10 protein-coding genes are annotated in these 14,146 nt (G+C 71.4%); 3 read left to right on the top strand and 7 right to left on the bottom strand.

Going from position 1 to position 14,146, the window contains the following annotated elements; all coding sequences use genetic code 11:
• The 5 genes from EES42_RS44740 to EES42_RS16950 form a co-directional block, all read right to left on the bottom strand.
• A partial coding sequence (locus tag EES42_RS44740; protein WP_164495252.1) for a non-ribosomal peptide synthetase occupies nucleotides 1–3,033 on the bottom strand: 3,033 nt, incomplete at its 3' end.
• A gap of 128 nt (nucleotides 3,034–3,161) precedes the next feature.
• The gene (locus tag EES42_RS16965; RefSeq protein ID WP_124719045.1) at nucleotides 3,162–4,430 is read right to left on the bottom strand and encodes a glutamate synthase-related protein; all 1,269 of its coding nucleotides are present in this window, start codon (nucleotides 4,428–4,430) and stop codon (nucleotides 3,162–3,164) included.
• Nucleotides 4,427–5,443: an asparagine synthetase A gene (locus tag EES42_RS16960; protein ID WP_124719044.1), complete on the bottom strand. Its 1,017-nt coding sequence runs from the start codon at nucleotides 5,441–5,443 to the stop codon at nucleotides 4,427–4,429. Before EES42_RS16960 ends, EES42_RS16965 begins: the two co-directional genes overlap by 4 nt.
• Nucleotides 5,440–6,801, bottom strand: coding sequence for a methylaspartate mutase (locus tag EES42_RS16955; RefSeq protein ID WP_241196461.1), 1,362 nt, complete (start codon nucleotides 6,799–6,801; stop codon nucleotides 5,440–5,442). Before EES42_RS16955 ends, EES42_RS16960 begins: the two co-directional genes overlap by 4 nt.
• A 41-nt stretch (nucleotides 6,802–6,842) precedes the next feature.
• Nucleotides 6,843–7,295 carry a cobalamin B12-binding domain-containing protein gene (locus EES42_RS16950; protein ID WP_124719043.1) on the bottom strand — a complete coding sequence of 151 codons (453 nt, stop codon included), beginning with the start codon at nucleotides 7,293–7,295 and terminating at the stop codon, nucleotides 6,843–6,845.
• Nucleotides 7,296–7,557: 262 nt separating this feature from the next.
• Here EES42_RS16950 and EES42_RS16945 point away from each other — a divergent pair, with 262 nt between their 5' ends.
• The gene (locus EES42_RS16945; protein ID WP_124719042.1) at nucleotides 7,558–7,839 is read left to right on the top strand and encodes a hypothetical protein; all 282 of its coding nucleotides are present in this window, start codon (nucleotides 7,558–7,560) and stop codon (nucleotides 7,837–7,839) included.
• 144 nt (nucleotides 7,840–7,983) lie between these two features.
• Entirely contained in the window at nucleotides 7,984–8,196 is a 213-nt protein-coding gene (locus tag EES42_RS16940; protein ID WP_093549323.1) for an MbtH family protein, read from the top strand.
• Between the two features lie 247 nt (nucleotides 8,197–8,443).
• On the opposite strand, the gene EES42_RS16930 is transcribed toward EES42_RS16940, so the two are convergent.
• Together EES42_RS16930 and EES42_RS16925 are read right to left on the bottom strand one after the other, a co-directional pair.
• Nucleotides 8,444–9,370 carry an ornithine carbamoyltransferase gene (locus EES42_RS16930; protein WP_124719040.1) on the bottom strand — a complete coding sequence of 309 codons (927 nt, stop codon included), beginning with the start codon at nucleotides 9,368–9,370 and terminating at the stop codon, nucleotides 8,444–8,446.
• A 53-nt stretch (nucleotides 9,371–9,423) separates the two neighbouring features.
• Nucleotides 9,424–10,788: an AAA family ATPase gene (locus EES42_RS16925; protein WP_124719039.1), complete on the bottom strand. Its 1,365-nt coding sequence runs from the start codon at nucleotides 10,786–10,788 to the stop codon at nucleotides 9,424–9,426.
• Nucleotides 10,789–11,385: 597 nt separating this feature from the next.
• Between EES42_RS16925 and EES42_RS16920 the strand changes: the two genes are divergently transcribed.
• Entirely contained in the window at nucleotides 11,386–14,076 is a 2,691-nt protein-coding gene (locus EES42_RS16920; RefSeq protein ID WP_323187715.1) for a BTAD domain-containing putative transcriptional regulator, read from the top strand.
• Nucleotides 14,077–14,146: the final 70 nt, after the last annotated feature.

Here is a 14,146-nt window from a genome sequence, read left to right as displayed (position 1 = left end):
CGAGAACGTCAGGTCGAACTTGGCGAACCGCAGCCAGGTGAACTCCGACTCGGTGTCCAGCTCTTCGGCGACGAGCGTCGGTGTGGCCGCGTCGGTGAGTGTCAGCATCACCTGGAAGAGCGGGTGCCGGGCGGCGGACCGGTCGGGGTTGAGGGCCTCGACCAGCCGGTCGAAGGGCAGGTCCTGGTGGCTCCAGGCGGCGAGGTCGGTCTCCCGGACCCGGGTCAGCAGTTCGCGGAAGCTCGGGTCGCCCGTCAGATCGGTGCGCAGGACGAGAGTGTTGACGAAGAAGCCGACCAGGTCGTCGAGTGCCTGGTCCGTTCGGCCGGCGATCGGTGATCCGAGCGGGATGTCGTGTCCGGCGCCGGAACGGGACAGCAGGGTCGACACCGCGGCCTGGGCCACCATGAAGACCGAGGCGCCGGACTCGCGTGCCAGCTCCGCGAGTGAGGAGTGGATCTCCTCGGAGCAGTGCACGGTGTGGGTGGCGCCTCGGTAGGAGGCGACGGACGGCCGCTGCCGGACGGCGGGCAGGGTGACCTCTTCCGGGAGGTCGGCCAAGGTCCGGCGCCAGTAGTCGAGTTGGCGGGAGGCGACGCTTTCCGCGTCCGCCGGGTCACCGAGCACGCCGCGGTGCCAGAGGGTGTAGTCGGCGTACTGGGCGGGCAGCGGCTCCCAGGCCGGGCGCTCACCGCGGGAGCGGGTCGCGTAGGCGGTGCTCAGGTCGCGCATCAGCGGCTGGTAGGACCAGCCGTCGGAGACGATGTGGTGCATGACGACGAGGAGTACGTGGTCGTGCTCGCCGAGGCTGAACAGCCGTGCCCGGAAGGGCAGATCGGCCGCCAGGTCGAAGATGCGCTCGGACTCGGCGGTGAGCAGTGCGGCGACCTCCTCGTCGGTCGCCGGGGTGACCGGCAGCTCCACCCGGACGCTGTCGGCGGGCAGGATCCGCTGGTACGTCTGCCCTTCCGCCTGGCCGAAGACGGTGCGCAGGCTCTCGTGGCGTCCCGCGACATCGGTGAACGCGGACTCCAGGGCGGCGACGTCGAGGTCCCCGCGGATCCGGACGGCGAGCGGAATGTTGTACGTCGCCGAGGGGCCCTCCAACTGGTCGAGGAACCAGAGCCGTTGCTGGGCCGCCGAGAGCGGCAGCGGTTCGGGCCGTTCCTGGGCCGTCAGGGCCGGGCGGGCGGACTCCGCGCCGCCGGTGGCGACGTACTGGGCGAGCAGCGCCACGGTCGGGTACTCGAAGAACTGCCGCAGCGTCAGCTGGACGTCGAGGACGGTGCGCACCCGGCTCACCAGCCGGGTCGCCAGCAGTGAGTGGCCGCCGAGGGTGAAGAAGTCGTCGTCGATACCGATCGTCGGCAGGCCGAGGGAGTGGGCGAACAGGCCGCAGAGGACCTCCTCGACGGGGTTGCGCGGGGCGCGGCCGTCGGCTGTCGCGCCGGCCCGGGGGGCGGGCAGTGCGCGCCGGTCCAGCTTGCCGTTCGGGGTCAGCGGCAGGGTTCCCATCGGGACGACGGCCGAGGGCACCATGTACTCGACGAGCTGCTCGCCCGCGTACCGGAGGAGTTCGGCTCCGTCCAGGACGCCTTCCTCTGCGGGTACGGCGTAGGCGACCAGGCGTTTGTCGCCGGGCCGGTCCTCGCGGACGATGACCGCGGCCTGGGCCACGGAGGGGTGGCGGACCAGCACGGTCTCGATCTCGCCCAGCTCGATGCGGTTGCCGCGCAGCTTGACCTGCTGGTCGGCGCGGCCGAGGAAGACGATCTCGCCGTGTTCGTTCCAGGCGGCCAGGTCGCCGGTGCGGTACATGCGGCTGCCGGCCGGTCCGTAGGGGTCGGCGGTGAACCGCTCGGCGGTGAGGCCGGGCAGCCGGGCGTAGCCCTGCGCGAGGTGCGGTCCCGCGACGTAGAGCTCGCCGGTCTCGCCCTCGGCGGTGTGGCGGAGTTCGCCGTCCAGGACGTACATGGCGGTGTTCGCCATCGGGATGCCGAGGTGCAGCCGGTCGAGGGTGCGGACCTCGGGGGTGAACGCCTGGTAGCTGCAGAACACGGTGGCCTCGGTGGGGCCGTAGACGTGCACGAATGTGGTGTCGGGGCAGTGGTCGAGGGCCCGTTCGAGGGCGGTGGCGGACAGTACGTCGCCGCCGGTCCAGATCTCGCGCAGCTGCCCCAGGGCGTCGATCGCCTCGCTGGCCATGGCGTCGAAGAGGGCGGTGGTGAAGTAGGCGGCGGTGGCCCGGTAGCGGGTGATGGCGTCGGCGAGTTCGCCGATGTCGACCTTCGGGGCGGACAGTACGACGGCCAGTCCGCCGCGCAGCAGCGGCACCCACAGTTCGTAGGTGGAGGAGTCGAAGGGCAGCGGCGAGTAGGCGAGCACCCGCTCGTGGGCCTCGGCGCCGAAGCCGGGGTCCAGGGCCAGTTCGACGACGTTGCGGTGGGTGTTCACCACACCCTTGGGGGTGCCGCTGGAGCCGGAGGTGAACATCATGTACAGCGGCTGGTCCGGGTGGACCGTGACCTCGGGTGCGGTGGCTGCCGTGCCGGCCGTGGCGCTCGTGTCGTCGAGGCGCAGGGCGGGCAGGTCCCCGGCGAAGCCGGTCTCCTCGGCCGGGCGGTCGGTCACCAGCAGGCCGGCCCCGGTGTTGCCGAGGATCCAGGCGAGGCGCTCCTCGGGCTGGCGGGGGTCGAGGGGTACGTACACGCCGCCGCTCTTCAGCACGGCGAGGACCGTGATGACGTAGGCGAACGAGCGGTCGAAGAGCAGTCCGACGGCGTCGCCGGGCCGTACGCCCTCGGCGACGAGCCGGCGTGCGAGAGCGTTGGCCGCGCCGTCCAGCTCCCGGTAGGTGAGACTGCGGTCCTCGCGGACGAGTGCGACGGCCTGCGGGGTGCGGGCGGCCTGCGCGGCGAAGAGAGCGTGCAGCGCACCCTCGGGGAGGTTCTCGGCCGTGTCGTTGTACGCGGCGACGTGCGCGGGAACGACGACGCCGAGGGAGAGAGCTGGATCTGCTTGCGGCTGGGACATCTCGACACCTTCTTGGTAGCTCGGATCTCGTGGTCTCGCGGCGTGCCGGGAGACCGACGGAGCCACGGTGGATGACGTGCGGATGGTGCGAAGCGGTGCGGTGGGGTGCGGTGCGGTGGAGTGGGGAATCAGCCGGTACGGGAGGCCGTCACGGCGTCGTTCGGCAGCAGGACGTCGTCCGCTTCCAGGGCGTTGGCGTGGTACTTGCCGACGGAGCTGATCAGCAGCCGGAGTTCCAGGGCGATGGACTCGGCCAGCCGGACCAGGCCGGCTTCGGCGTCCTCGTCCACGGCGAGCAGTGCGGCCCGGCCGAGGCCGACGGCGCGGGCGCCGAGCGCCAGTGCCTTCGCGGCCCTGCTGCCTTCCCAGATCCGCCCGCTGGCGAGCAGGCAGTGGTCGGTGCGGCCGATGCGGGTGAGGCACTCGCCGAGCGGGAGTCCCACCTGACCGAGGAAGGTGGTCGGCGCCCATGCGGTGCCGCCCTCCGCGCCGTCCACGGTGACGGAGTCCGCGCCGGCCGCCCAGGCGGTGGCCGCGGCGTGGGCGATGTCGCGGCCGGGGTGCAGTTTCACCCACACCTTCACCCGGGGGAAGTTGTTCCGCATCAGCCGGATCTGCTGGCGCAGGATCTCCTCGGTGAAGGTGCCGGGGCTGCTGATCCGCAGCACCGATTCGCTGTCGGCACCGAACACCGGGTCCATGGCGTACTGTTCGGCAATCCTGTCGCCGGCCTCGCGGCCCAGGACGGTGAGCCCGCCGAGTCCGGGCTTGGCGCCCTGGCCGACCTTGAGTTCGAAGGCGAGCCGGCCGGTGGCGAGCAGTGGTTCGGACACCGGGTCGCTGTAGACCAGGTTCCACACTTCCGCGTCGGCGTCCTCGGTGGACTGCTGCACCACCACGCCGCCGTGCTCGTCGTCGGCGGCGGCCGTGTAGGAGGCGATCCTGCCGAGCAGCGGGGAGACTCCGGAGTCGGCGGCGGCGCGGAAACCGTTGACCGGCACCACGTTCTCGCCGATGACCATCGGGATGCCGAGCTGTCCGGCCTGCCTCCCGGCCGCCTCGCCCAGGTCGTGGCTGGCGACCTGTGTCGAGCCGAAAGCGGACACGTAGAGCGGCAGCCGGGAGGCGAACCCGCCGACCCGCGTGTCGAGTTCGACGTCCGTGTACAGCGGCTCGCGGGCCAGGTCGATGAGCTTCTTCAGCCGCTCCGGCATGAACACCGGGGGCACGATCCTGGCCCGCTCCAGCAGGTCGTACGGGTCCTGGCCGGCCGGGACCGCGCCCAGCAGGCTGCTGCCGTAGGACTCCAGCGCGGGGAAGGCCGCCGCCGCTCCGGACCTGGCCCGGTGCCGCACCTGTTCCTCGGGGAAACCGGCGGCGCTCAGTACGGTGCTCATGCCGACACCACGCCGGGGAGCTTCGGGTAGGCGCTGGCCTCCCAGGCGGCGGTGCGGCCTGTGACGTACCGGGTGAAACGCTCCAGGCCGATACCGAATCCGGAGCTGGCGGGGATACCGCGGCGGGCCAGGTCGAGGTACCAGCCGTACTTCGCGGGGTTCTCGCCGGTCTCGCGCATCCTGGTGACCAGGGCCGCGTAGTCGTGTTCGCGCTCGCTGCCGCTGGCCAGTTCGCCGTAGCCCTCGGGGGCGATCAGGTCGAAGTTGCGGAGGATGCCGGGACGGTCGGCGTCCTCCTGGTCGTAGAAGCCCCGTGAACCCTTGGGGTAGTCGACCACGAAGAACGGGCGGCTGGTCTTCGCGGAGAGGATCTCCTCGCCCTCCCAGTCGATCTCGGCGCCGGGGTCCTGCGGGTGGCCGAGCGCCACCAGATCCGCGGTGGCGTCCTTGTGCGTGGTGCGGTCGAACGCCCCCTGGACCACCTCGCGGAAGGCGTCCCGGTCGCGGCCGAGGAGCTCCAGGTCCGCGGGCATCTCGCGGACGACCTCGTCGACGACATGGGCGACGAGCCGCTCGGCGAGCTCCATCGCGTCCTCGCGGCGGGCGTCGCGGATCTCCACGTCGATCTGGTGGAACTCGGCGAGGTGGCGGTGCGTGACGGCCGTCTCCAGCGGCTCCAGGCGGACGTTGGGCGCGATGTAGAAGATCTTGTCGAAGGCCAGCAGCGAGGCCTGCTTGTAGAGGATCGCGCTGGTCATCAGCTTGTACTTGTGGCCGTAGAAGTCGACGTCCACCTGCTTGGAGCCCCGGATGCCCGGGTCGGTGACCGGCCCGATGACCGGCGGCAGCAGTTCCTGGAAGCCCTGCGCGGTCAGGAAGGCGCGGGTCGCCGCGAGCATCCGGCTCTGCACCCGCAGGGTGGCGCGGGTCGGCTCGGCGATCAGGTGCTGGTCGGGAGAGGACGGGAACGAGGGCGCGACGCGGCCGTCGGACTCGGCGATGGTGCTGGTCATGGTGCTACCTCCTGGGTGTGCTGCCGATGGGCTGCCGGGCGACGGGTTGCCGGGGGAAGCGGGGAGCGGGTTGCGTGCTGGGGAATGACGCGGTCGTGCCGGCGCTGTACGAACGACAGGGCGTCGAACAGCCCGGCGGCGGTGAGCCGCCTGCCGCGGTCGCGGACGGGTCCGAGGGGCATGGCCCCGATCTCGGACCAGGTGAGGCGGCCGGACCCGTCGATGTGGCTCCGGGTGCGGCCAGCGTTGTCGGGGTGCAGGCAGTAGGGGACGTCGAGGTATCCGCGGGCGAAGGCCTTCAGCAGTGCCTGGCCGAGGTCTTCGTCGAGGTTCAGCACCGCGTCGACCAGGGCGCGGGCCTCGGCGTACACGGCGTTGTCCGCCGGGTCGGTGTGCGCGGCGGGGGCGTGCCCGGGGTGTGCGCCGGTCGCGGCGCGGTGCCGGGCGGCGGCCCGGGCGGCGACCCGCAGGGCCTCGACGTTCTCCGCCACGGTGGGGATGCGGTGTGCCTCGGCGGCCGTCTTCACGATCAGCCGGGCCGCCCCGGTCTCCACGGCCAGTTCGGCCGAGCGCTCCAGGAGTTCCAGTGATCCGTGCCGGGTCTGCGGATAGAGGCCCATGTAGGTGTAGAGGACGATGTGCCAGTCGGTGTCCGGCAGGAACTCGCCGGCCAGCCGGTGCAGGGCGTGCATGGCGTCGCGGTCCTGGGCCGCGTTGGTCTGCTGGGCGTAGCTGAGCGAGATGCTGCGCAGCCCCGCCCGGTGGAAGAAGAGCGCCTCCAGCGCGCTGATCGCGACGAGCAGTCCGGGCGGGCAGAGCTGGCCGAGCATGCAGCCGCCGAAGGTCTCCAGATGGGGTTCCGCCCCGGTGGCGCGGAGTCCGGCCAGGACGTCGCAGCTCTCCTGCCAGTTGCGTACGGAGTCCAGGAGCGGGGTGCGTCCGTAGGGCAGGCAGTAGGAGACCGGGCCGCCCTCCGTCGCGTCCAGGCCGAGTCGGGCGAGGGCGGCCACGATGCGCTGGGGTCGTGCCGATCCGTGCCGGATCTGTACCGGGAAGGCGGCGTCGCGGACGCCGTCGAGGACCCAGCGCGAGGTGTGCGGGCTGTAGGAGGTGATGGGGAATCCGTTGAGCGGGACGCCGCTGTCCAGCGCACGCGCCGCGGACGCCTCGTCGTTGACCCGGGTGTAGCTGTCGATCGTCATGGTGCCGACGACCGCGTCGGCCGCTCCCTTGGTGGCGAGCAGGCCGGCCCGCATCAGCGCGGGGTCGGAGAATCCCATGCGGGGCTGGACCACGAGGGTGCCGCGGGCCTGCGCCCCGGCGACGAACCGGCCGAAGGAGAGGGGGCGCCGGTGCACGGTGGTCCGGCTCGTGGGGGCCGCCTCCTGGACCGGCGCGGTCACCGTTCCACCTCCTTGGGCAGCGAGTCGACGTAGGACTCGAAGGCGGCGATGTCGACGCCGTCCTGGAAGACCGCGTCGAACCCGGCCCTCATCAGGACGTCGGCCTCTTCCTCCCCGGTCCCGGACACGCCGAGCTTGCCGCCGATGACGGCGGGCAGGCCGGTCAGCTCCCAGCGCGAGCGGATCGCCCCGATCAGTGGCTGGGCGTCGTGGAAGCCGTGCCCGTTGACACTGCTGACGACCAGCAGGTCGGGCTGGAACTTGCAGCAGGACTCGACGATCTCGTCCTCGGGCACGCAGGAACCCAGATTGACGACCTTGTGCCCGAGGTCTTCGAGCAGCAGTTGGATGTAGATGAGATTCCAGGTGTGCGCATCGGATTGCAGTCCGGTGACAACAACATCCAGCGGCCCGGATCGATGACGAGCCGCCCATTCCGCAGGCTTCATTGTTCGCTTCGTCCACATCATTGGATGACAAGGGGAGAAAGAGGCCCGGGGTTTACCCGGAACTTCCTTTCGGCCACAACCGTAGATTCGCCGCGGCGGCGTTTCCGGCGTGACCGGCGGCAACTGGGCGGCAGCAGAGCAGCAGTTGGCCGACTGCCCGGTGCCGGGCGGTCGGGCGGACGTGAGACTGGCCGCACTGCACCCGCAGAATTCAGCGCCCGGCCCGTTGCACACCGCCGGCGAACGACCGAGGAGTCATGACATGGCAGAGACCGGCCACAGCGTCCGTGCGGAGGACGTGCTCGCGGACGTGCTGGCGGAGGTACGGGAACGGGTCGACCGGCGGGAGGCGCTGGGCGAGGCCCAGGTCGCCGTGCTCGAAGCCGCGGTGAACATTGTCCGCGCAGGTCAGCAGGGAGGTGAGGTGATGCCGGTGGAACGCTCGGAGCTGGTGCGCGAGGCGCTCGGCGCGGTGCGCGCGGCCACGGTGGCGACCGGGGTCGCCCTCACGTACGCGCACCGCACGGCCCGGGTGCTCACCTGACCGCGGTCCGGTCCGTGGTGCCGCCGATCTGCCTGGGCTTCTGCCCGGCGGGCCGGTCCGCGGCTCCTAGTCTTTGATGCAGCCGAAAAACTCAGGCACACCCGACGACTTCACGAATAACTTCGTCCAACCGAGGTGGAAATCATGGCAACCAACCCGTTCGAGGACTCCCAGGGCCGCTATGTGGTGCTGGCCAACGAAGAGGGGCAGTATTCGCTGTGGCCGGCCCGGATCCAGCAGCCGGCGGGCTGGGAACTGGTGAAGGACGAGGGCAGCAAGCAGGAATGCGGCGAATTCATCGAGGCCAACTGGACCGACATGCGGCCGCGTTCCGTGGTCGCGGCCATGGGTGGCTGAACCCACGAGTTCTCCCGTTCCGGAAGGGCGGGTGCGGGGCGCGAGATGCGCCCGCACCCGCCCTTCCGCACAATCGGCCGACGACTGGGACTGGGCGGTGGACGGTCGGCGGTCGGCGGTCGGCGGTCGGCGGTCGGCGGTCGGCGGTGGACGGTGGACGGTGGACGGTCGGCGGTGCGCAAAAGGAACTCCCGGCAGTCACGGGGTCGTGAACCCATGTCTGCCGGGAGCCGGGCGGGCCGGGCGGTCAGCTCTGGATGCCGCGCACGCACCACTCCAGTACCGCCGCGGCGGCGGTCATCTTGTGGTGGGCCTGCCTCCAGGCCCGGCTGGACGCACCGTCGAGCACCTCGTCCGTGACCTCCTCGCCCCGGACCGCGGGCAGGTCGTGCAGGAAGACGGTGCGCGGGCCGGCGAAGCGGTCCAGGAACGCGCGGTTGATCTGGAGGCCGTCGAAGTCCTTGAGCCAGTCCGGGTTCTCCTTCGTCACGCCCATGGTCTGCCACCGGCTGGTGTACACCGCGTCCACCGGGCCCTCGACCTCGTCGGCGGACACGACCTGGCTCACCAGCGCCTTGCCTTCGCTGAGTTCGGCCGCCAGGTCCAGCGTCTCCTTGGGCACCTCGTAACCCCGCGGGCAGAGCAGGGTGAGGCGCAGGCCGGGAGTGAGGGCGGCGGCGAGTGCCAGGGCCGCGCCCGAGCTGTTGCCCTCGCCGACGGCGAGCAGGTGCAGTCCGTCGAGCGAGCCGAACTCCTCGGCCAGCGTGGCGAGATCGGCGATGGCCTGGGTCGGGTGCTCGTCCAGGCTCAGCGCGTTGACGACGGCCAGGTTCGAGCTGCTGCCGAGCCGGCGGATCTCCTCCACGTCCCCGTTGGTACGGACGACCAGGGCGTCCAGGTACTGGCCGAGGACCCGGGCGGTGTCCTCGACCGTCTCGCCGGTGCTGAGCTGCAGCTCGTTCGGGCCGAAGGTGATCACGTCGGCGCCCAGCCGGGTCGCCGCGCTCCAGAAGGACGTCCGGGTCCGGGTCGAGGACTTGCGGAAGTACAGACCGACCTGCCGTCCGGCCAGCGGCTTCGGCACGATGCCGTCCCGGCCGAACAAGACGGCGCGCCGGACGATGTGGTCCAGCTCGGCGGGCGTGAGGTCGGCGAGGGAGATCAGGTTGCGCATGGGTGAGGTGCCTTTCAGGAGGGCGGGAACGGGGGTACGTGAGGGGGCGGTGCTCACTCGCTCAGGGCGGCGGCGAGAGCGGCGGGCGCCGTCTCCCGGTCCGCGTCGAGCACCGCGCGGACCAGGTTGAGCACGGTGAAGCCGACCGGATCCCCCGCCGTCGTGGGGAGCCGGCGGATCAGGCCGCGGACCAGCAGGGCGTGCACATCGCGGGCGGCCTCGGCCAGCGAGGTGCCGCAGGCGCGCGCGGCACCGTCCACCGTCCAGGGATCCTCCAGCGTCGCCAGTGTGCGCAGCAGCGCGGCGGCCTTCGGGTCGAGGCCGGTCACGGCGGTGGTGAGCCGCTCGCCCAGGGTGGGGCCGGCGGCGGGATCGGCGGGCGTGACCCCGTCGAGCAGGACCAGCGGTGTGGTGCGGGCGATGTCCAGGAGCTGCTGCGGGGAGTAGAGCAGCAGCCAGGAGGCCGCGGCCTCCAGCGCCTGCGGCATGCCGTCCAGGGCCCGGCAGATGTGGGCGACGGTGGTGACGACGGAGTCGGTGGGGAGGAAGTCGGGCCGCATGTAGCTGACGTGGGAGAGCGTCAGCTCGACGGCGTGCCGGTCCGCGACGAGGGAGCCGCCCACCGCCTCGGCGGCGAGATCGGCCGCGGTCGGCACCGGCAGCGGGGCCAGCGGCAGCAGCCGTCCACCGGGCAGCTGGACCGGCCGGTCGGTGGTGGTGAGTATTTTCAGGCGCTCGCAGGCCCGCAGCAGACTCAGCAGCCGAGGAGTGACAGATGGTGACGCATCGTGACCGTCCAGGACGATCAAGGTGGGCTTGGACCCTATGAGCGCGGCCAGTTCCTCGAATTCCTCGCCGTCGCGGACCAGTGCGCGCACCCACCCGGTCACGGTCGACTGAGGGGTGTTGGGCGTTGCTCCGGTGGTCTCCGCCGTTTCGTCCAGGGATACCCACAGCACCGGAACCCGGTCCCGGGCGTGGATCGCCGAGGCGGCCTCCTGGGCGAGTCGTGTCTTTCCCACTCCCGGCAGCCCGACGAGAGTCAGCAGGCGTTCGTGGTCCGTGCGCAGCCGGGCGGTCAGCGCCTCCAGTTCGGGGCGCCGTCCGATCAGCGGACGCAGCGGAGGGGGTGGTGTGGCCAGGCCCACCCCGTAGATGTCCTGGAAGACACGCCCCACCGCCTTTGCATCGACGGCGAGTTCGAGCTCGACGCGGCGCGCGTCGCTCAGCCGCATGGCATTGGCGAGGAGCTTCAGAGTTTCCCTGCGCGGGTGCTGGACCCGTCCGAGTTCGAGGTCGCGAATGGCCCGGACGCTCACGGTGGAAAGGCCGGCGAGCTGTTCCTGGGTGAGTCCCGCCCGCCGGCGCGCATTCTGCAGCAGAACGTCGAGCCCGGGTGCGGGCTGGGAATTCATCATTGTCTCCTCGGTCTCCACATGCTCAGAAAACGCAATGGCCGGTTACCCGGCCGCCCAGGAGTGTCCGGAACACACGGCACCGCGCCCGACCTTTCCGGTCCGCTCACGCTCCGTGCGCTCCGTACTCTCCGTGGCAGCGAAGGCCTGCCGTCGATGAACAGCCTTCATCGAGCCATTCCCGAACTCTTCCCGGTGCGGTACCGCGAGTTCCTCACGGCAGGGGCTACGATCGCCTCGCGCTGGGGAAGCGCTGCGGATGCGCAGAGCTGAGGGGGAGGATGCGTGTCAACTACGGAAGAGTTTCGGCTGCGCTTCAACATTCTTGGCCCGATTGAGGGTTGGTCCAACGGGACGCGGCTCCGGCTGGGCGGAGTCATACAGGAGCGAGTTCTGGCCACACTGCTCCTGGAGCCCGGAAAAGTGCTTCCGGTTTCCCGGCTGGTCGAGGCGGCATGGGACGAGGAACCGCCCACGACGGCACCGCACCAAGTGCGTAAGGCAGTTGCGGATCTCCGAAGACGGATACCCGGCGGCGCCGAGGTCCTGCTCACCGACGGGCCCGGCTATCGCGTCGCTCATGAACAATGTGAAATCGATGTGGCCGAATTTGGCCTACTGATACGCAAAGCGAAGACCACGGCTTCCGACGGCCGTACGGCCGAAGCCGCGGAGATATTGCGCAGCGCCCTCGCCCTCTGGCGGGGGCCTGTTCTGTCGGGCAGCGGCGGCCCGGTCATCGAGGCGGCGTCGACCTCCATCGAGGAGCGCCGGCTGACCGCGGCGGAGCAGCTCTTCGAACTCCACCTCGCACTCGGCGAGTCCGCCGAACTCGTCGTCGAACTGCGGGAACTGGTCCAGCAGCATCCCCTGCGCGAGTCCCTGCGCGGCCAGTTGATGATCGCCCTGTACCGGTCCGGGCGGCAGGCCGAGGCCCTGGACGAGTACGGCAAAGTACGCGAACTCCTCGCCGAGGAACTCGGCATCGACCCCGGCCCCAACCTCACCAAGCTGTACGAGGGGATCCTGCGGGAGAGCCCCGAACTGGCCGGCCCCGAGCCGGCCGCCGCCCCGGTGGTGGCCGTGGCGCTGCCCGCGGAGCCCCCGAGCACCCTCCCGTACGACCTGGCGGACTTCACCGGCCGGGACCGGGAACTGGCCGAGATCCTTCGTGGCGCCGAGGCCGGCGGCGAGCAGGGCCCGCAGATCGTGGCCATCGACGGCATGGGCGGCTGCGGCAAGACCTCGCTCGCGGTGCGGGCCGCGCACCGGCTCGCGCCGGAGTACCCGGACGGTCAACTCCACATAGATCTGCGCGGATACACGCCGGGCGACCAGCCGGTGACCGCGGGCATCGCGCTCGACAGCCTGCTGCGGGCCGTGGGCGTCCCCGGCAACCTCATCCCCGACGACGTGCCCGCCCGCACCGCGCTGTGGCGCTCCACCCTGGTCGGCAAGCGGCTGCTGCTCCTCTTCGACAACGCGGCCGACGCCGCCGCCATCCGCCCGCTGCTGCCGGTCTCCCCCGGCAGCCTCGTCATGGTCACCAGCCGGGCCCGGCTGGTCGATCTGGACGGCGCCCGGTGGATCTCCATCGGGGTGATGCCGCCCGAGGACAGCGCGATGCTGGTGGCCGAGACTCTCGGAGCCCAGCGGGTCGCCGCCGAGCCCGAGGCGGCCGCGGAGATCGCCCGGCTCTGCGGCCATCTTCCTCTCGCGCTGCGGATCGCCACCGCCCGGCTGCGCAATCGCCCGCGCTGGACCCTCCAGTACCTGGCGGAGCGGCTGCGCGACGAGACCCGAAGGCTCGACGAGCTCAGCTCGGGCGCGCGCAGCGTCTCCGCCACCCTGCGCCTGTCCTACCAGTCCCTGGACGAGGAGTGCCGCAACGCGTTCTCGACGCTGGCCCTGCACCCGGGCAGCGACATGGACATCCATGCCGCCGGTGCGCTGCTCGGCTCGGGCGCCCGGGACGCGGAGGACCTGCTGGAGATGCTGCTCGACGTGCACCTCGTGCAGCAGCCGGAGATCGGCCTCTACACCTTCCACGACCTGGTCCGCAGCTTCGCGCACAGCCTGCTCGTCGAGTCCCCCGAGGACTCCGTGGCGGTGGAGCGGCTGCTGGGCTACTACCTGACCGCCACCGAGGTGGCGTGCGACCTCCTCTACTCCGGGCGGCGCCGGCGCAACACCGGCATCGAACCCTCCAAGGCCGAACTGCCCGACCTCGGCACCCCCGAGACTGCGCGGAAGTGGTTCCTGCGCGAGCAGAGTTCACTCCTCGCGGCGGTCACGCTCGCCGAGCGCCGGGGGCACGACCGTTATGTGGTGTGCCTGGCCCGCAATCTCGTCTTCCAGCTCAACGACCTCGGGCTCCTGGAGGAGTTCGGTGAGCTGAGCCGGGTCGCGGTCGCCGCCGCCGGCCGGCTCCAGGACCTGGCGCTGCTGGGGGTGAGCCTGTCCAACCTGGGTGTCGCCTGCTGGAAGCTCGGCCGTCTCACCGAGGGGCTCGAAGCCGCCCGGGAGAGCCGGGACGTCGCGGTCCGGCTCGGTGATCTGCACACCCAGGCCCACAGCGAGAGCATCCTCGGCCAGTTCAACAGCCTGCTCGGCGACTTCTCCGCGGCCCTGGGCCACATGGAGACGGCGATCGCGCACGAACGCAACCTGGACATGCCGCGCGCGGAGGCCGAGAGCCTGACGATGCTCAGCACTCTGTACGAGCAGTGGGGGCGGTACGAGGAGGCGCGGGACGCGGCCCGGCGCTCGGCCGAACTGAGCCGGCAGCTGGGGCAGCACGAAGGACTTCCCGGCGCCATCACCGACCTGGCCTTCGCCCATGTCGGCCTGGGCGCGTACGAGGAGGCCGACCGCTGTCTGGCGGAGGCCCGCACGCTGTACGGGGACGCCGGCAACGAGGTGAACCTCGCCCTGACCCTGGCGCTGTCCGCCGATGTGGAGCACCGGCTGGGCCTGGCGCCGCGCGACCCGGACCAGGCGGAGCTCGCCCTCGACATGATGCGGACCAACCCCTCGCCGCTGCGCCGGGCCAAGGTGGAGAACATCGTGGGCCGGCTGCGCCGCCGGCAGGGCGATGTGGCGGCGGCGCTCTCGCTGCACACCCATGCCCACAAGCTCGCCTCCACCCTCAGCTACCGCATCGAGCAGGCCTACGCCCTGGCGGGCATGGCCGACGCCCTGGGCGACACACCCGAGGCGGCCCGGTACCGGGCGGAGGCCGAGGAGCTCTTCGACGGGATGGGCGTGCCGCCCGATCACCGCCGCAGCTGACGACCGCCCCGCCGCCGGCCCTGTTCCCGGCCCCGTGTCCCGGGACGGACGGCGACGAGCCCCGCACCGT

The sequence above is a fragment of the Streptomyces sp. ADI95-17 genome (assembly GCF_003846175.1).
GTDB lineage: Bacteria > Actinomycetota > Actinomycetes > Streptomycetales > Streptomycetaceae > Streptomyces > Streptomyces sanglieri.
The sequence above is the reverse complement of the archived record's forward strand: the minus strand, read 5'-3'. Positions and strand labels throughout refer to the sequence as shown.